The sequence below is a fragment of the Nocardia sp. JCM 38205 genome (genome assembly GCF_058222935.1).
The window spans coordinates 12,884-30,656 of record NZ_JBYHFL010000005.1; the positions used below are offsets into that span (position 1 = coordinate 12,884).

A 17,773-nucleotide genomic window follows, 5' to 3' on the forward strand; every position below is an offset into this window, starting at 1 on the left:
CCCCGGGCTCGCCGAGCTCAGCCGAGTAGTTCGCGCGCGGCCGTTTCCGTCAGCACCTCGTAGGACTCGGTGCCCGCGTCGTACCACCAGGTACCCGGCCCCGGCTGCGGCCGCCCCGCCGCCTGCACCGCACGGGTGGACGGCCGGTAGGACGCGCTGCGCGGGATGTCGTCCACCACGTACACCAGATCGGGGCGCTGCCGCGGATCGAGCGCGCGCAACGCCTCGGTGACGTCCTTGGGCTCCAACCGGAATCCGTCGCGCACACTGACCGCAGCCACCGCGAGCGTGCGATCCCGCACCGGCAGCCCGTAGGCGACCTCCATATCGACGGCGGTGATGTCGTTGAGCACATCGACGATCGGCTGGGTGAACACCGGCCCGCGCGGAGTGAGCATGACCGTATCGGTCCGGTCGACCAACCAGTAATCGCCGTCGGAGTCGCGGCGGAACAAATTCTCGGTCGGCATCCATGAATCACCAGCGGTGAACACCCCGCGCAGGCCGCCGCGCGAGAGATCGACGCCCTCGGAGGCCGAGCCGATGAGCAGACCCACCTCGTTGTCGGCGCACCGCCGGGCGAAACCGGATTCGTCGACCTCGATCTGCTCGGTCACCGGGTCGTAGGCCACCAGTTCGACGCGCGCGGTGCCCGGCACCGGCCTGCCCTTGCAGCCGGGCTTGCTGCCCGACACATGCGCCAGCACGACATCGCCTTCGATGGAGGCGTAGAACTCCAGCACCCGGGCGGGCGCGAACTGCTCGGTGGTGCGCCGCCACAGTCCGGCGGGCATGCCCGAGCCGATGAACAACCGGATCGGATGCCGGTGTCCGGCCGGGAAGACCTGCGCGTCGAGGATGTCGCGCAACATCGTCCAGGTGTAGGTGACCACGGTGACGCCGTAGCGGTGCACCTCCTCGGCGAAGCGCGCCGGGTCCAGCGACCGCGCCAGCGCGATCCGGCTACCGCCTGCGATCGCACCGCCCAGGCTCACCAGCAGCCCCGACGAATGATGCAGCGGCGCCAGGCAGTAGACGGTGTCGCGGCGGTCGAGGTCGGCCGCCGACGCGGTACCGAACGCCGACAGCGCCCACCGGTGGTTGGTGATGTATTTGATGTCGAGCCGGTCTCCCGTGCCGGTGACCAGGACGAACGCCAGCTCCCGTGCCAGCCCCGGGTTCGGGCGGTACCACGCGGGCAACCGCACCTTCGCCGGATCCACCTGCTCCAGATCGATGACGTCATCGCCGAGTGGGATATCGAGCCCGCGCGCGTCACCGCCGCCGAGGACCAGCACCCGATGCCCGGTCGCGGCCGCGTGCCGCAGATTCTCCGGATCGGAGATGAGGATCTTGGTGCCGGTCTGCTCGAGCGCACCGCGCAACTCACTGCCGGGCGCGAGCAACACCGCGACGGCGCCGAGCCGCGACAGCGCGGCCACCGTGACCAGCGCGCTGGGCCGGGTCTCCATCACCACGCCGACGCGGGTGGCGGGCCGGATGCCCACCGAGATCAGGCCGCGCACCACATTGTCGATGCGCACGTCGACGGCGGCGTTGGTGTGCACGCGATCGTCGAACAGGAAGCATTCGCGCAGTGGCGCCCGCTTGCACTGTTCGGCCATGAGTTTGCCGAGCGAGATGCGGGTGTGCGGCTGGATCATGCCGAGCCGGGTGAGCCGGGGCAGGGCGCGCGCGGCTTCGCCGGCCAACTCGAGCGAACCACGCACGGTATTGCCCGCGATGCCCTCGAGAGCGCGCCCCATCCCGGTGCCCGCCTCGGCGAGCGCGGCCGCGGTGTGCACCACGCGGGTGGCGGCGGTGCGTGGGCGTTTGCTGTCCACGTGCTCCGACATCCGGGTGATCTGTTCGGGCAGCGCCGAGCTGCCCTCCACCCAGCCGATCCAGTCCTTGACCATCGGCCAGGTGTGGTTGGTGGCGACGCTGCCCGCGACCAGCCCGAAATGCCCGGCCAGCAGGGTCGCCTCGTACACCTCGGCGTTCGGTGCGGCCCGGACGATGCCGCGCACGGCGGCGGGCTGGCCGATATCGTCGACCTCGCCGACGAAGGCCAGGATCGGGCATTTCAGTTCCGCGAGCGAGATCGGCTGATCGCGGATGACGAATCCGCCCAGCATCATCCGATTGTGCGCGACGAACTGCTTGAGCAGATCCGCCGCCGCCGGGCCCGCGTAGCCGACCCAGCCGTCGCTGTTGAGGAACCGGCGCTGACGTTCCTTGGGCAGCAGCGCCTCCCGGTCGTGCAGCTGGCGCAGGAAGTCGATCCGCGATTTCGCGGTCTTCACCGGATCGAGCATCTGGAAGCCGATGCGCACCATCGAATCGGTGATCGGCAGCCGGGTCACCACGTGGTCGGCCAGGAAATCGGCCACATCGGAGGCCAGGCCGTAGGGCAGGCCGAACGGCATGCCCGCGACGATGTCGACCGGGCTGCCGAAGGTCACGATGCTGGACACGCCCTTGCCGTAGCGGAAGGCGGTGGTCTGGTAGGCGAACATGCCACCCTGCGAATAACCCATCAGGTGCACGCCGGATCCGGTGGCCTCGCAGACGGTGTCGATGGCGCTGTCCACCGCGAGAACGTGATCGGCGAGATCGCGTTCCCAGCCGCCCTCCTCGATCGCCGGCGAACCGAAATCGACCACCCAGCAATCGATTCCGGCGTTGTGCAGGATGCCGACGGCGCCGCCTTCCGCGTTCACGTCCCAGATGTCGGCATTGACCATCAGCGGCGGCACCAGCACCGCCACCGGACGCCCCGGCGTGGTGTCGTCGGGGAAGTAATGGCGCAGCCGGTACATGCGGCGTCGCTCGACCACCTCGAACGGCGAGGACTCCACATCATGACTCAGCCCGCCGAAACGGATCACCTCCAGACCGTTCTGCGCGGTCGCCATCAGCCGCTGCACCGATCCGGCCATCTCTTGCACACTCAACTTCACGATCCGCTCCCAGCCCTACCCTGAAACGTGACGCCCATCACACACCCCGATGTGTTCGAACGAGCTTCCCATACCGCGCCTCGATCATGTGTCCGCTGTGACGTGTTCCATGATGGACCGCCGCGCGCAAGGACGGCGCAAATGCCGACGATATGGTGGGTTGGTGACCGAAACCCTCGCTCAGCGGATCGACCGCGAGACCATGGACGTCGAGCTGGTCGACGATGCCGGGCGCGCGGTCGGCGCGTGCCAGGTGGCGCAGGCGCACCGGGCGCCGGGCATGTTGCACCGTGCGTTCTCGGTCCTGCTGTTCGATCGCTCCGGACGCGTGCTGCTGCAACAGCGCGCGCACATCAAGACCCGGTTCCCCGGCCGCTGGTCCAATACCTGCTGCGGGCATCCCGCACCGGGTGGCTCGGTCACCGAGGCGGCGAGCGTGCGGCTGATCGAGGAGATGGGGGTGCGCGCCGAACTCCGCGAGACCGGCGTGTTCCGCTACCAGGCCGAGGACCCGGCCACCGGGCGGGTCGAGCACGAATGGGATCACGTGCTGGTCGGCCACCTCGACAGCACACCGCATCCGCATCCCGCCGAGGTCGCCGATTACGCCTGGGTCGACCCCGAGGAACTCAGGACCGCGCTCGCGGCGGACCCGGACAACTACAGCCCGTGGCTGGGTGGGGTCCTCGAGATCGCGACAGGCTCGGGTACCGCCGGCTGATCGGCTTCCGCGGCGGGCGTCATCATGCGTCGGTCGCGGCCGGGGGGTGGGCCTTGTCGATCCCGGCCAACGCGCGCCGGTCGGTCTTACCGGTGGTGGTCCGTGGGATCTCGTCCACGAAGACGACGTCCCGCGGCACCTTGAACCGCGCGGAGTTCGCCTTCACATAGGCACGCACGCCGGCCTCGTCGAGCTCGCCGGTCCGGACGATGAACGCCGCGAGCCGCTGACCGAACTCCGCGTCCTCGACCCCGATCACCGCGGCCTCCGCGATCGCCGGATGCGCGTACAGCAGGTCTTCGATCTCACCGGGGAAGACGTTCTCGCCGCCGGAGACGATCATGTCGTCGTCGCGGCCGTCGATGAACAGCCTGCCCTCGCTGTCGAAATGACCCAGGTCACCGGTACTCATCAGGCCGTCGATCGTCTTCTTCGACCCGCCGCCGGAGTACCCGGCGAAGGCGATGGCGTTGCCGACATACACGGTGCCGACCCGACCTGGCCCCTCGATGCGGGTCCCGTGCTCGTCGTAGAGGGCGACCCTGATGCCGACCGGAGGTTTGCCCACCGTGCCGGGGGCGGCGAGCCAATCCTCGGGCGTGGCGATCGTCGCGGTGCCGGTCTCGGTGCACCCGTAGAAGTTGTAGATCACCGGCCCGAAGGCCGCGATGGCCTGATTTCCGAGCGCAGGCGCCAGCGCGGCACCTGCGGTGAAGATGACGCGCACCGAACCGGTGTCGAACCTCGCCAGCTCGCCGGGACCCAGGTCGAGAATGCGCCGCAGCATGGTCGGCACCAGCACCACGCCGTCGCACCGGTGCCGTTCGATCTGCTCGACCGCCCGCCGCGCATCGAACCGGCCGGGCAGCACGACCGTGCAGCCGAGATTGAGCGCGAGAATGAATTGCGAGAGCGCGGTGCCGTGGAACAGCGGGGCGCACAGCAGCATCGTCGCACCCCGGCGCCACGGCACCCGGTCCAGGAATTGCGCTGCGGCCAGCGGTGACCGGACGGTGCGCGGCGCACCCTTCGGCGTCCCGGTGGTGCCGCCGGTGAGCAGCACGAATTCACCGGCGCGGGCCGGGACCGGCGGTGCGGTCACCGTCTCGTCCCCGGCCGGCGGCGCCGCGAGGTCGAGGCTGGTCACCGAATCCGGGAGCGCCGCCACCACATCGGCGAACTCGCCGGAGCCGACGACGGCGGTGACCGCTTCGCGTTCGGCGACCTCCGCCAGCTGGGCGCCGCTGAACCCGGTATTCATCAACACCAGCCGCGCACCGATCTTGGCGACGGCGATCATGGTGGCGACCAGATCGCGATCATCGCGACCGAGTGCGGCGACGACGCTGTCGGCGCTGATACCGCGGGCGAGCCAATGAGCGGCGATCGCGTCGGTCCAGCGGTCGAGTTCGCCGTAACCGATCGCACCGGCCGCATCCACCAGGGCCACCCGGTCCGGCGTCGTCCGCGCCGCCGATCGCACCCCTCCGGCGATCGGACCGAGTTCGCGCACGGCCTTGGCGGTGCGCGCCATCCGCAGCGGATGGCGCACATCGATGATCCCGGCCCGCTGGAGCACCGCCACCTGACGGCCTGCCACCGCAGCGGCCCGCACGGCGCTGGTCATACGTGTCATCGCAGGGGTCTCTCGTCTCGCCGGTCGGGGAACCCACTCAGCACAACGCAGCGCGGGGTGCGGCGACAATTGACAATCACTCGAAAACCGCCGCATCCGATTGGGCATACGACCAATCGGATGCGGTGGGGTCATCCGGTGAAGTGGCCGCTGTGGATGCGACGGGCCATCCGTGCGGCGGCGAGCTGCACCGCGCCTGCGGTCGAGGCCGGGTCGAACCCGGTGAGTTCGTGGATGCGGGAGAGCCGGTAGGTGACCGTATTGCGGTGCACATAGAGCGCTCGCGCGGTGGCGAGTTGATTGAAATCGGTGTCGAGGTAGAGCTCGAGGGTCTGGGCCAGTTGCGGCTGGTCGTCGAGCGGGTTCAGCACCGCGGCGAGGTCGGCGCGCGCCGCACCGCTGCGCGCCAGCGTGTATTCCAAGGGCAACTCCCGCAGCAGGCACACCCGCTGCGGTCGCGCCAGGCAGCGGCCGACCTCGGCGAGCACCCGAGCCTGCGCGAACGCCGCCGGGATCTCGGCTCTGGTGCCCGCCCGAGCGACACCGGCCCACCATCCGCAATCGGTGCGTGCGGCGAATTTCGGCACGAGGTCCGACAGCGACGACGGCACCTCCACATCGACGGCGGGGTCCCACGGCAGCAACGCCGTCCATCCGCGACGGTCCATCCGCACGAATGAACCCGCGGCCGCGTCGATGGCATTGCGCAGCTCGGTCAACTCGGCCGGATCACCGTCACCGACCCGGAACACCACGATGTGAAATGCCGTGCCGATCGGCGTCGGCGAACCGGGCAGCCACTCCCCCGGATCGGTGCCGGCGAGCAACGCGTCGGCCACCACGCGCGAGCGTTCCCGCTGCTCCCACCCGGGATCGTGGGCACCGTCGGCGGCGGCCACCGCGATCCGGCCGGTCACCGTCAGCAGGTACTGGATCAGCGGTTCGGTGACTTCCCGCAGGATCTCGACGTCCTCGGCCGAGCCCGACTCCGCCAGCTGCGAACGCAGCACGGACGCGCCGATCCGGTAATTGTTCAGGACCTCCGCAAGCGGCGCCCCATCCCGCACCCGCGCGACCGCCAGATTCACGATCTCCTCGGTATCGGATTCGTCGGGCAGCCGCCCGGTGCGCAGGTAGGCGAAGAACAGCTCCACGTTCAAGCGCGAACCGTGCAGGAAATCGCCTTCGATCAACGATTGCGGCAGTCCCTCGTAGAGCGGCAGCTCGGCGGCGAACCGGTCCACCACCGCGATCGCCCGATCGTGCAGCATCGCCAGCGCGGTACCGGAGATGTGTGGCTGCATCGCGCACTCCTTCGCTGCGTCGCGGGGGTCCGTCCGGGCGCCCATGCTACGAGTGGGCGCGGTGCTGCGGAGCGTATCGGTGCCGGTCGCGGTGGACGGCCGGGACCCTTCCCCGTCCTTGCACGCTTCGGGGGGCCAGCTGGCGGGTCCATTCCGGCCAACTGTGTCTGACATAGTGTGATGCGCATATCTACGTAGGCAGATTTTGCAATGCTGGGTGCCCTGATTCGGCTCGCGGAAACCGAAGCCTCGCGGAAACCGAAACTCAGTGCACCCCACCCAATTCCAGCGCCACAACGCCGAGGATCACCAGCACGATCCCGCCGACCTGCACCAGACTCAACCGCTCGTCCAGGAACAGCGCCCCGATGACGGCTACCGCCGCCACCCCGACAGCCGACCAGATCCCGTAGGCCACACCGACCGCCATCCCCCGCTTCAGGGCTTGCGACAGGAATGCGAAGGCCGCGCCGTACCCGATGACGACCACCACGGACGGAACCAGCTTGGTGAAGCCCTCGGACAGTTTGAGCGAGACCGTCGCCGAGATCTCGGACACGATCGCCAGCGCAAGGAAGAGGAAGGTCATGGCCGCAGACTAGCGAACGACCCGCTCCCCTCCCCCGGGCCACGAAACCGTTCGGGCACAGCGGCTGTCGGCCAGGCGAGCAATGAGCCGCCGCGCGCACCGCGAGCAGTGCTGTCGAACGGGATTCAGGACACCCAGGCGCGAGCTTCGGCCGCGGCGGCACGCACCTCGTCCAGCTGTTCGGCGACACGCACGCCCGCCGTACCACCGCGGGAATTACGTGAGGCGATCGAACCGCCGACCGTCAGCACCGCACGCACCTGCGGGGTGAGCGCCGGATCGACAGCGGCGAACTCCTCGTCGGTCAATTCGTCCAGACCGACGCCGCGAGCCTCGGCCGCACGCACGCACGCACCGGCGGCTTCATGCGCCACGCGGAACGGAACCCCTTGGCGTACCAGCCATTCCGCGATATCGGTGGCGAGGGTGAAGCCGGCGGGCGCGAGTTCGGCCATCCGCTCGGTGTGGAAGGTCAGCGTCGCGACCAGGCCCGCGATGGCGGGAAGCAGTAGTTCGAGCTGCGCCACCGAGTCGAACAGTGGCTCCTTGTCTTCCTGGAGATCGCGGTTGTAGGCCAGCGGCTGCGCCTTGAGGGTGGCCAGCAGCCCGGTCAGGTTGCCGATCAGGCGGCCCGCCTTGCCGCGGGTGAGTTCGGAGACGTCCGGGTTCTTCTTCTGCGGCATGATCGACGATCCGGTGGACCACGCGTCGGCGAGGGTGATGTAGCCGAATTCCGGTGTGCTCCAGATGATCACCTCTTCGGCCAGCCGGCTCAAGTCCACCCCGATCATGGCGAGCACGAACGCGGCTTCGGCGGCGAAATCGCGGGCGGAGGTGGCGTCGATGGAGTTCGCGGCCGCGGCATCGAAATCGAGGTCGGCGGCGATCTGCTCGGGATCGAGGCCGAGCGAGGAACCCGCGAGGGCCCCGGATCCGTACGGGGAGACCGCGGCCCGCTTGTCGAAATCACGCAGCCGATCGATGTCACGCAGCAGCGGATGGGCGTGCGCCAGCAGGTGGTGGGCCAGCAGCACCGGCTGCGCGGCCTGCAGGTGGGTCTTGCCCGGCATCACCGCGTCCGGATGCGCGCCGGCCTGCGCGACGAGGGCGTCGACCACCTCGAGCAGCCCCGCCGCGATCCGGCGCACCGCATCGCGCAGCCACATCCGGAACAGCGTCGCCACCTGGTCGTTGCGGGAACGTCCGGCCCGCAGACGGCCACCCAGCTCGGTGCCCGCGCGTTCGATGAGTCCACGTTCGAGCGCGCCGTGCACGTCCTCATCGGATTCGGCGGGGCCGAACGCGCCCGAGGCCACGTCGGCGGCGAGCTGATCGAGTGCGGCCAGCATGCCGTCGAGATCGCCGTCGGAGAGCAGCCCGGCCTTGTGCAGCACCTTGGCGTGTGCCTTGGAGGCGCGGATGTCGTAGGGAGCCAGCGCCCAGTCGAAATGGGTCGATTTGCTCAGCGCCGCCATCGCCTCGGCCGGCCCGGACGCGAATCGGCCGCCCCAGAGCGCACCTTCGTTGGTTGCACCGCTCTGCGTCATGGTGTGGGTGTCTCCTCGGATCTGGTTTCGGGTGTACGGCGCTGTTCGGCCCGGCGCCTGGCGCATCGAGCACTACGGTAATCGGCCGGATACCGCCCGCCCGCGCTGGGCGCGGGCCCGGGCATCCGGCGACCGACACGGCGATGCCGGGCCCCGTCCTCCGACGGCGGGCCCGGCATCACACGGTCACAGGGCTACTTCTGGTTGAGATCGCGGCGCGCGGCCACCTTGGACGACAGGCCGTGGATCTGCACGAAGCCCTTGGCCAGCGACTGATCGAAGGTATCGCCCTCGTCGTAGGTGGCCAGGTTGAAGTCGTAGAGCGACTGCTCGCTGCGGCGGCCGTTGACGACGACGTTGCCGCCGTGCAGCACCATCCGGATCTCACCGGAGACGTGCTCCTGGGTCTCGCCGACGAAGGCGTCGAGCGCGCGCTTGAGCGGGGAGAACCACAGGCCGTCGTAGACCAGCTCGCCCCAGCGCTGCTCGACCTGCCGCTTGTAGCGGCCAAGCTCGCGCTCGATGGTGACCGCTTCCAGCTCCTGGTGCGCGGCGATCAGGGCGATGGCGCCCGGCGCCTCGTAGATCTCGCGGCTCTTGATGCCGACGAGCCGGTCCTCGACCATGTCGAGGCGGCCGACACCCTGGCGGCCCGCCCGCTTGTTCAGCTCCACGATGGCCTCGAGCACGCTGACCTGGCGGCCGTCGATGGCGACCGGCACACCGCGTTCGAAGGTGACGATCAGCTCGTCGGGGGCCTCGAAGTTGACCGTCGGGTCGGAGGTGTAGTCGTAGACGTCCTTGGTCGGCGCGTTCCACAGATCCTCGAGGAAGCCGGTCTCGACGGCACGACCCCACACGTTCTGGTCGATGGAGAACGGCGACTTCTTGGTGACGTTGATCGGCAGCGCGTTCTCCTCGGCGAACGCGATCGCCTTCTCCCGGGTCCAGGCGTAGTCGCGGACCGGCGCGATGACGTTCAGGTCCGGCGCCAGCGCGCCGATGCCGACCTCGAAACGCACCTGGTCGTTGCCCTTACCGGTGCAGCCGTGCGCGACGGTGCTCGCGCCGTGGAACTTGGCCGCCTCCACCAGATGCTTGACGATGAGCGGGCGGCTGATCGCAGACACCAGCGGGTAGCGGCCCATGTAGAGCGCGTTGGCCTGGATGGTGGGCAGGCAGTAGTCGTCGGCGAACTCGTCGCGGGCGTCGACCACGATGGCCTCGACGGCGCCGCAGTCGAGGGCGCGCTGGCGCACCACGTTCATGTCCTCGCCGCCCTGCCCCAGGTCGATGGCCACGGCCACGACCTCGGCGCCGGTCTCCTTGCCGATCCAGCTGATGGCCACGGAGGTGTCCAGCCCACCGGAGTAGGCGAGTACGACGCGATCGGACATGATCTGGTGCTCCTAAGTCTGTGTGGGTCTGCGCGGCTGCTCGGGGCAGCATGCTGGTCGCCGGTTCGGCTCGCGCCTCAAATGATTATGCATGATGATGCAATCTCATTCACAACCGGGGTTGCGATGGCCGCTGCCTGCGCAGATTCTGCCCGAAGAGCCTTGGCCCCGCCTCGCCGCTGTGGAAATGTAGGCCGTGTCCATGCGCATCCATGCCGAAGGACCGACACCATGTTCACCAACATCATCGAACCACTCCGCGACCTGGCCGAACAGAACCGCGACCTCATCGGTTTCGTCGTCATCAACCTCGGCAACGCCGCCCTCGGCCTCGCCAAGCACGGGCTCGATGTCGCGACGCCGCTGTTGCAGCAGTTCTTCTCCGAGTATCCGCCGGGCCGCAACTACTGACGGTGCTGCGGCGTGGCGCCCGAAGGCCACCGCGCCGGATCACACACCGCCGCTACCGCGCAGTCCGCGCTGCCGACACCCGGCGCCCGGCTGTCAGCGCGGGCAATAGACCGCGGTCGCCATCGCCGCGAATCGCAGGAAACCGTCGTCGGAGCCCGACACCTCGAGCAGGCCGAAGGTGCGTCCGTCGTCGCGCCGGTAGGCGTAGGTGACGTAGCCGAGCAGCTGTCCGCCGTGGCCCCACACCTGGCCGCCACAGGGCAGGTCGAACCGTTCGAGGCCGAGCCCGTAGTGGAAGCCGGATCCCATCGGGACGGTCCGCCGCATCTCGGCGAGGGTCTGCTCGGAGAGCAGCCGGCCGCCGAGCAGCGCGTCGAAGAAGGTCGCCAGGTCGGGCTGGGTCGAGATCATCTCGCCCGCGGCCCAGTCGAGGGACTCGTTCTGCTCGGTGGCGTCGACGCGGCGTCCGTCGAGTTCCGCGACGGCGCGGAGCGCGGGTTCGGGCAGACGCGGATTCGAACCGGGTAGCGAGGTACCGGCCAGATGCAGCGGACCCAGGATGCGCCGGTCGATCTCGGTGCCGTACGGCCGCCCGGTGACGGCCTCGATCAGCAGGCCCGCGACGATGTAATTGCTGTTGGAGTACCGGAACTTCGCTCCTGGAGCGAAGTCCGGCGGCCGGGTGAAGGCCTGCTGGAGGAGTTGATCCGGGCGGTAATCGCGGAACCGGTCCTCGCCACGCCAGCGGTTGGTCGACCATCCCGGCGTTTTCATGTAGTCCGGAATTCCGCTGGTGTGCTGAAGGATCTGGCGCACCGTGATCCGATCGCCGTCCCGCACCGTCCCGGGAAGGTATTTCGCGATCGGCGCGTCCAGCGCAACCCGGCCCTCATCGACCAATTGCAGGACGACGGTCGCGACGAAGGTTTTGGTGATGCTGCCGATCCGGAAATGTTCGGATCCGCTGACCGGCTCTTCCGTGCCGGGGGTGCGCGTTCCGGCGGTCCTGGCCGTGCCGTCCACCGTCAGCACGGTCGCGGTTGCGTCGGTCGGTGCGTCGACGAGGATCTGCAGCGTCTCGTCGCGGGCGAAGGCCATGCGGGAGGTGACGATCGCCAGCAGGGCCGAGACCGTGATGAGCGCGGCAACGGTGAGCCACCGTGTGGGTCGAAGAACTGTGTTCACAGTGGAAAACGCTAGAAATGCGGGCACTCCCGCACACTGCGGTCGGCCTCCCGATGGGATGTGGTTTTCCACATGATCGCTGTCGAGCCGGGAGGCGACCCGGCCGCGCGCAGCAATGACGAAAGCCCACCCTCGCGCCGGCGAAGGTGGGCACAACCAGGGCCGTGTTCGCGCTCAGCCGCGGTCGGATCGCCCCGAGTCGTTCATACTCTCGAGATACAGCAGCACCGCGCCCACCCGTCGGCTGCGGTCGGTGTCCTTGGGCAGCTCGAGTTTGCCGAAGATCGAGTTCACATGCTTTTCCACCGCACTCACCGACATGTGCAGGCGGTCGGCGATCCCGGTATTCGTCAACCCCTGGGCCAGGGCCTCGAGTACCTCGCGTTCGCGGTCGGTGAGGGCGGCGAGCGGGTCGGCCCGCCGCATCGTGGTGAACAACTGCCGCACCACTTCCGGATCGAATGCGGTGCCGCCCGCCGCGACCCGCTCGAGATCGGCGAGGAAGGCGTCGACATCCGATACGCGATCCTTGAGCAGATACCCGATGCCGCCCAGCCCGCTGGTGAGCAGGCTGGTGGCATTGCGGTGCTCGACGTACTGCGACAGCACCAGCACGGCCAGATCCGGATGCTGCTGCTTCAGCCTGCGGGCCGCGTCGATCCCCTCGGTGGAGAAGGTCGGCGGCATCCGCACATCCAGGAGCACGAGATCGGGCACCTCGGCCGCCACGGCGTAGTCGAGTTCCACCGCAGTGCCCACCGAGGCCAGCACCTCGTGCCCCTCGTCGGCGAGCAATCGGGACAGCCCCTCGCGGAGCAGGGTCGAATCCTCGGCGATCACGATGCGCACGGAATCCTCGCTTCCACGACGGTCGGTCCACCCGCGGGGCTGCGCACCGATAGTGTGCCGTCGAGCGCGGCGACCCGGCGCCGCAGGCCGGTCAAGCCCGATCCCGACGGGTCGGCTCCGCCGCAGCCGTCGTCGGTGGCGGTGAGGGTGACGGTGTGATCGTCGGCGGTCACCCGCACCGCCACCCGGTCGGCCCCGGAATGTTTGGTCGCGTTCGTGACGGCTTCGGCGGCAACGTAATACAGCGCGGCCGCCACATCGTGCGGTGGCCGGACATCCGGCTGTAGCCCGAGGTCCACCGGAAGGAAGGTGTGCGCCGACAGCCCCTCCAAGGCCGCGACGAGACCATGCTCGTCGAGCACCGCCGGGTAGATGCGCCATGCCACCTCGCGCAGTTCGGTGAGCAGTGTCTGCGCCTGATCGACCGCGCGGTCGAGTTGGGCCGCGAGCCGCTGGTCGCCACGTTCGGCGGTGCGCCGGGCCCGGCCGATGTCAAGGGCGAGCGCGACGGCGCGCTGCTGGATGCCGTCGTGCAGGGCGCGTTCGATGCGACGTCGCTCGTCGTCGATCGCGGTCACCACGTCCGCCCTGGTGCGCTGGAGCTCGTGCAACCGGAACTGGGTCGCATCGCTGCCGAGGGTGCGCAGCGCCAGCCGGATATCCCACTGCCCGACGATCATCGCCACCCGAATCGCCAGATAGAACGCGATCGCGGCGACGATGAGCGCGGCGATGCCATCGGCGGCCGGGATACTGCCACGAACCAGCAGCACCAGCCCCCACCCCGCGTACCCGGTGCTGGCGATCAGCACCGCCGCCACCACGAGGCCGGCCGCCGGACCGTAGGCGAGGCGGACGAGCAGATACCCCGACGGGTCACGGTCCGGCAGATCGCGGACGACATCGGCGCCGAACCAGCGCACGAGCCGATCACGATCCCGCCGCGCCGCGCGAGCCAACGCGTCCCGCCCGCCACCGGCCAGTACCGCGGCCCCCGCGACGGCGGCCACCGCCCCCGCGACCACCCCGGCCACAGCACGGCACGAACGCTCGAACGAATGCCGAAGGTGCGCGATCACGCTCCGACCCTAACGGGCGCGCACGGACCGGACGCGACGCACGACGAACAGCCCCGCGGCTGCGATCACCGCGACGATCACCAGCTTCTGCAGGATGTCCGCGTACGGTTCGATACGAGTCCAGTTCTCGCCGAGGGCAAATCCGGAAAGCACGAACGCCGAGTTCCACAGTGCGCTTCCGGCGGCGGTCAGCACCAGGAAACGCCCGAGCGGCATCGCCTCGACACCGGCGGGCACCGACACCAGGCTCCGCACCAGTGGCACCATCCGGCCGAGAAACACCGCGGTGTTGCCGTGCCGGGCGAACCATTCTTCGCTGCGCGCCAGGTCGGCGGTGTTCACCAGCGGCAACCGGTCGAATATCGCGTACATCCGACGGCGCCCGAAGGCCTGCCCGATCAGATACAGCAGCAGGGCGCCGGCGACCGACCCGATGGTGGTCCACACGATGGCGGCGGCCAGCGAGATCTCGCCGCGCGAGGCCGCGAATCCGGCCAGCGGCAGGATCACCTCACTCGGAATCGGCGGGAACAGATTCTCCGCGGCGACCGCCAGCCCGGCCCCGGGGGACCCGAGCTGCTCCATCAGCCGCACGGCGGCGCCCGCGATTCCGTCCAGGTCACCGGTCTCGGTGTGCGACATGGCATGTACGAAGTTCATACATCGCACGGTACGAACGACGAACCCGCTGGTCGCTGCGGTTTTCCACCGGTTTCCGATGCCTCGGGGTGCGGATTACCGCACCCGGACGGCTAGGTGGTCGGTGGTGTGTAGGTGACCTGTCGGGCGACCGCGTCGTCGACCTGTTCGGGCGTGAGCAGCGGCACGGTGTGCGATATCGCGGCGCCGGACGCGGCGGTGCGGATGGCGAGCGCGGCGGCCGACACCTCGTCCGGCGCGTCACCGATGACGAACAAATCGTCCTCACCGAACGCGAAATAGCAGGCCTCCACATGCCCGCCCACACTTTCCACCATCTCCGTGATCGCCGCCCGGCGGACACTGCCGCCCTGCGCGAGCAACCCGGATGCCCCCTCCTGGGTGTAACTGACCCGCCACAAGTACTTCGGCATAACGCGACGCCTCCTTCTCGCAGGACGATCCCGGCCAGTCCCGACCCTAGGTTCGCGGAGATCGCCGCGCGGTCTTGCGGCGAGGCCGTCACCCCACTGATGCGGCACCGTGACTCCGGTGATATCCGCGCAGTCCCGGCCGCGTACGGCGATCGGTCCGGCCGACATGATGTGGTTCACGCCGGGCGTTCGGGCTCGGCGGCATCCATGGGATTCAGCTGGTCGTACCAGGCACGGAGCCGGTTGAGCGCTGCGGGCAGAGTGCCGTTGCCGAGTGCGGCGAGGATCGTGCCGTCACAGAATCGCTCAGCACACACCACGGCGGTGACCACGCGGGCCGCATCCGCGACGGGCGCGGTCGCCAGGCCCGCGCCCTGTGGGTAGACGCTACCGAGCGCCCATTTCCGGTACGGAAAGTCGACGATCGCCTCGACCGCGTGCAGGGCGCCGATCATGCGGCCGATTGCCGCGCTGTAGTTGACGTGGGGCATGCACAGCGAGCCGTCGGGGTTCTCGAATCTCCAGGTTCCTCGTTGCTCCTCGGACTCGGCCAGCACCTCGTCGACCGCGGACCACAGCCGATGCCAGGCTTCCGGTGGCGCGGCCTGGAGCGCAGCCTCTATACCAGGGTTATCGCGAGGGTCGGGATGGTAGGGATTCGCCCGCAGTTCGGCCTCGGCCTGCCGCAGCTGCCGGTCGAACTCCGCGAACTCCGCGTTGATCCGCGCCATGTCCCGCTTCGAAAATCCTGGCAGGACATGTCCCGAGCGCCTACCGAATATCCTGTTCCACCAGACGGCCATAGTCCCCCTACCCCTGATCTACACTGCGCCAACGGTTATCGAAAACCCGCGCGCTTCGTCAGCACCCGGACCGATCGTACTCGCCCGCCTGAACTGTCGACAGACCTTCCCCCACAGCCGATTTCGTCACCTGTCGGTGCCCGGGTGTAGCTTCGCCGGCATGGTCGAGTCCCGGTCCAACTCGCACGATGCCTATTTCCGGCATGTCATGGCTCGTCCCGAGAACGCGGCGAGCGAGTTGCGGGCCGTGCTACCCGTCGAGATCACCTCGCGCATCGATTGGTCCGGGCTCCAGCTGCAATCGGGAAGTTTCGTCACCCCCGAGCTGCGGTCCCGCTACAGCGACATGCTCTTCCGCACCCGGATCAACGGCCATCCGGCCTACATCTACTTGTTGATCGAACACCAGTCCAGCAGTGACCAGCTCATGCCGTTCCGCATGCTCGAATACATCGTCGCCATCTGGCGCCGCCATCTCGAGCAGGACCGCCACCGCCGGAAACGGGACGGCTCCACAGGCGAGAAGCCCTGCTCACTTCCGGCAGTGATCCCGCTCGTCGTCCACAATTCATCGAAGGGCAGCGCTTGGTCGGCCCCGACCGAGCTGATCGACCTGATCGACCTCGACGCGGCCTCCCGGCCCGCCCTGGCACCGTACCTGCCCCGGCTACGGTTCCTCCTCGACGACATCACGGCGGCCGATCTGACGAGCCTGCGCGCCCGCGACCTCACCCCACCGACCCGAATTCTGCTGATCCTGCAGAAGCTCGCCCCACATGATCACCTGCTCGAAGAAGCTATGCTGGACCTGCTCGACGACCTGCGCGCAGTGGAGACCGGACCGGATCCGGACGGCGATCTCGTCGCAATGATCAGGTACATCCTGACCGTCAGCGACGTGGCGGAAACGTCCCTCGCGTCGGTATTCGAGCAGCTCGGACCACGAGCAAAGGAGGCCCTCATGACCACAGCAGAGCGAATCGAAGCACGCGGTGAAGCACGCGGTGAAGCACGCGGCCGGGCTGAATTACTGATCGAGTTCATGACCGCGAAGTTCGGCACCCTGCCCGACGCCACCATCGACCGGGTACGTAGGGCCGATCCCGCCGACGTCAGCCGTTGGTCATCTCGTTTGTTGAAGGTCGAGACCGCCGACGAGATGTTTGCCGGGTAAGCAGACCTCATGACCACAGCAGACCGAATCGAAGCACGCGGCTGGGCCCGAGGGTGGGCCCGCGGCTGGGCCCGAGGCGAAGCGCGCGGCCGGGCCGAAATCCTGATCCTGGTCATGACGGAGAAGTTCGGCCCCTGCCCACCGCGATCACCGACCGCGTGAGCACCGCTGACCTCGCCGACCTCCGCCGTTGGACGTCCCGTGTCCTGAAAGCCGAAACTGCCGACGAGGTGTTTGCCGGATAACGGACGCGCCCCGGCGGCACCTCCCCCGGGGCCGCCCATCGGCAACGTCAGGCCGCGAAGAACTCGCCGTCACGCACGCCTGCGACGAAGGCGCCCCATTCGGCGGCGGTGAAGAGCAGGGTGACGCCGGACCCGGCGAGAGTGACCGAGCCGTCGAGGTGGTGAATGATCGCCGGGGCATCGGCAATCGCGTGCGGGGCGTTGGCGCATGCGGCGGCGAGGAAGGCCGGCCGGACGGAGACGGGCAGCGCGATAACTGGTTGGGCGGCAGGGTCGTTCGCGGGATCGTCGCCGTCCGGACCGGCATGGACGGCGGTGCTGGTTGGCATGATCCTCAGGTCCACGTTGTCCCGATCCATCAGGTCACGCAGGTGGCGGAGCTGTTCGGCCATGACACCTACACCCCCGACCAGACGGTCGAGGGTTTGCTCTTCGATCACCGTTTGCAACCAGAGCGGGTCAGACCCGACGAGACGCTGCCTGGCCATCCGAGCCCGAATCGCCTGAGGCAGATCCAATGGTGCGATCTGAAGCCGCCACCCAACAACGCCGTCGCATACCCCTCCGTTGGAGGGCCCAGTCAACGTCATTGCCTGATAGGTGAACTGACTCTTCGCCAGACCTTCCAGGCCGACGAAAGCTTTGAACCAGTTCGGCAAGACCTCACTGAACAGCGGCCCACCAGGTGCTTTGATCAGCGCGACCCGCAAGGGAGGCGATGCGGTCGATCTGCTCGACATCGGCGCCGTACCGGCGCATCACGTATGTCATTGCTGTCCCGCAGTCGGCCCGAAGAG

At 68.6% G+C, this 17,773-nt stretch carries 17 protein-coding genes; 4 read left to right on the forward strand and 13 right to left on the reverse strand.

Translation table 11 applies throughout. The annotated features are described in order from the left end of the window. Positions 1-17 precede the first annotated feature (17 nt). Positions 18-2,963, reverse strand: a complete 2,946-nt coding sequence (locus AC4HOU_RS18900) for an acyl-CoA synthetase (protein WP_163813806.1) — start codon at positions 2,961-2,963, stop codon at positions 18-20. Positions 2,964-3,126: 163 nt separating this feature from the next. On the opposite strand from AC4HOU_RS18900, the gene idi reads away from it, so the two are divergent. Beyond that, the gene (gene idi, locus AC4HOU_RS18905; RefSeq protein WP_280499647.1) at positions 3,127-3,684 is read left to right on the forward strand and encodes an isopentenyl-diphosphate Delta-isomerase; all 558 of its coding nucleotides are present in this window, start codon (positions 3,127-3,129) and stop codon (positions 3,682-3,684) included. A gap of 22 nt (positions 3,685-3,706) precedes the next feature. Here idi and AC4HOU_RS18910 read toward each other — a convergent pair whose 3' ends face one another. The 5 genes from AC4HOU_RS18910 to AC4HOU_RS18930 all read right to left on the reverse strand — a co-directional run bounded on the left by AC4HOU_RS18910 (position 3,707) and on the right by AC4HOU_RS18930 (position 10,157). Continuing rightward, positions 3,707-5,311, reverse strand: coding sequence for an AMP-binding protein (locus AC4HOU_RS18910; protein ID WP_490724860.1), 1,605 nt, complete (start codon positions 5,309-5,311; stop codon positions 3,707-3,709). A gap of 140 nt (positions 5,312-5,451) precedes the next feature. Then, positions 5,452-6,624 (reverse strand): PucR family transcriptional regulator, encoded by a 1,173-nt coding sequence (locus AC4HOU_RS18915; protein ID WP_490724861.1) that lies wholly within the window; start codon positions 6,622-6,624, stop codon positions 5,452-5,454. Positions 6,625-6,889: 265 nt separating this feature from the next. Further along, the gene (locus AC4HOU_RS18920; RefSeq protein WP_163813803.1) at positions 6,890-7,213 is read right to left on the reverse strand and encodes a DMT family transporter; all 324 of its coding nucleotides are present in this window, start codon (positions 7,211-7,213) and stop codon (positions 6,890-6,892) included. Positions 7,214-7,338: 125 nt separating this feature from the next. After that, on the reverse strand, positions 7,339-8,760 hold the full coding sequence (gene argH, locus AC4HOU_RS18925) for an argininosuccinate lyase (protein WP_490724862.1): 1,422 nt from the start codon (positions 8,758-8,760) through the stop codon (positions 7,339-7,341). A gap of 194 nt (positions 8,761-8,954) precedes the next feature. Then, positions 8,955-10,157 carry an argininosuccinate synthase gene (locus tag AC4HOU_RS18930; RefSeq protein WP_195007349.1) on the reverse strand — a complete coding sequence of 401 codons (1,203 nt, stop codon included), beginning with the start codon at positions 10,155-10,157 and terminating at the stop codon, positions 8,955-8,957. A gap of 231 nt (positions 10,158-10,388) precedes the next feature. Here AC4HOU_RS18930 and AC4HOU_RS18935 point away from each other — a divergent pair, with 231 nt between their 5' ends. Then, the gene (locus tag AC4HOU_RS18935) at positions 10,389-10,568 is read left to right on the forward strand and encodes a hypothetical protein (protein WP_036535955.1); all 180 of its coding nucleotides are present in this window, start codon (positions 10,389-10,391) and stop codon (positions 10,566-10,568) included. Positions 10,569-10,661: 93 nt separating this feature from the next. On the opposite strand, the gene AC4HOU_RS18940 is transcribed toward AC4HOU_RS18935, so the two are convergent. The 6 genes from AC4HOU_RS18940 to AC4HOU_RS18965 form a co-directional block, all read right to left on the reverse strand. Continuing rightward, positions 10,662-11,753, reverse strand: a complete 1,092-nt coding sequence (locus AC4HOU_RS18940) for a serine hydrolase domain-containing protein (RefSeq protein WP_490724863.1) — start codon at positions 11,751-11,753, stop codon at positions 10,662-10,664. Positions 11,754-11,927: 174 nt separating this feature from the next. Then, positions 11,928-12,602: a response regulator gene (locus AC4HOU_RS18945; RefSeq protein ID WP_163813801.1), complete on the reverse strand. Its 675-nt coding sequence runs from the start codon at positions 12,600-12,602 to the stop codon at positions 11,928-11,930. After that, the gene (locus AC4HOU_RS18950; RefSeq protein ID WP_490724864.1) at positions 12,590-13,681 is read right to left on the reverse strand and encodes a sensor histidine kinase; all 1,092 of its coding nucleotides are present in this window, start codon (positions 13,679-13,681) and stop codon (positions 12,590-12,592) included. The genes AC4HOU_RS18945 and AC4HOU_RS18950 overlap by 13 nt, the downstream gene beginning before the upstream one ends. A 9-nt stretch (positions 13,682-13,690) precedes the next feature. Next, complete coding sequence (locus AC4HOU_RS18955) at positions 13,691-14,341, reverse strand: DedA family protein (protein ID WP_194991380.1); 651 nt, start codon at positions 14,339-14,341, stop codon at positions 13,691-13,693. 92 nt (positions 14,342-14,433) lie between these two features. Then, positions 14,434-14,754: a GYD domain-containing protein gene (locus tag AC4HOU_RS18960; protein ID WP_194991379.1), complete on the reverse strand. Its 321-nt coding sequence runs from the start codon at positions 14,752-14,754 to the stop codon at positions 14,434-14,436. Between the two features lie 176 nt (positions 14,755-14,930). After that, a complete protein-coding gene (locus AC4HOU_RS18965) occupies positions 14,931-15,485 on the reverse strand; it encodes a DUF6508 domain-containing protein (protein WP_490724865.1) in 555 nt (184 codons plus the stop codon). Here AC4HOU_RS18965 and AC4HOU_RS18970 point away from each other — a divergent pair. Continuing rightward, positions 15,484-16,731 (forward strand): Rpn family recombination-promoting nuclease/putative transposase, encoded by a 1,248-nt coding sequence (locus AC4HOU_RS18970; RefSeq protein WP_490724866.1) that lies wholly within the window; start codon positions 15,484-15,486, stop codon positions 16,729-16,731. The genes AC4HOU_RS18965 and AC4HOU_RS18970 overlap by 2 nt on opposite strands. 9 nt (positions 16,732-16,740) lie before the next feature. Continuing rightward, complete coding sequence (locus AC4HOU_RS18975) at positions 16,741-16,893, forward strand: hypothetical protein (protein ID WP_195020965.1); 153 nt, start codon at positions 16,741-16,743, stop codon at positions 16,891-16,893. 130 nt (positions 16,894-17,023) lie between these two features. Here the strand turns inward: AC4HOU_RS18975 and AC4HOU_RS18980 are convergent, their stop codons facing one another. Beyond that, the gene (locus AC4HOU_RS18980; RefSeq protein WP_195020966.1) at positions 17,024-17,686 is read right to left on the reverse strand and encodes a DUF397 domain-containing protein; all 663 of its coding nucleotides are present in this window, start codon (positions 17,684-17,686) and stop codon (positions 17,024-17,026) included. Positions 17,687-17,773: the final 87 nt, after the last annotated feature.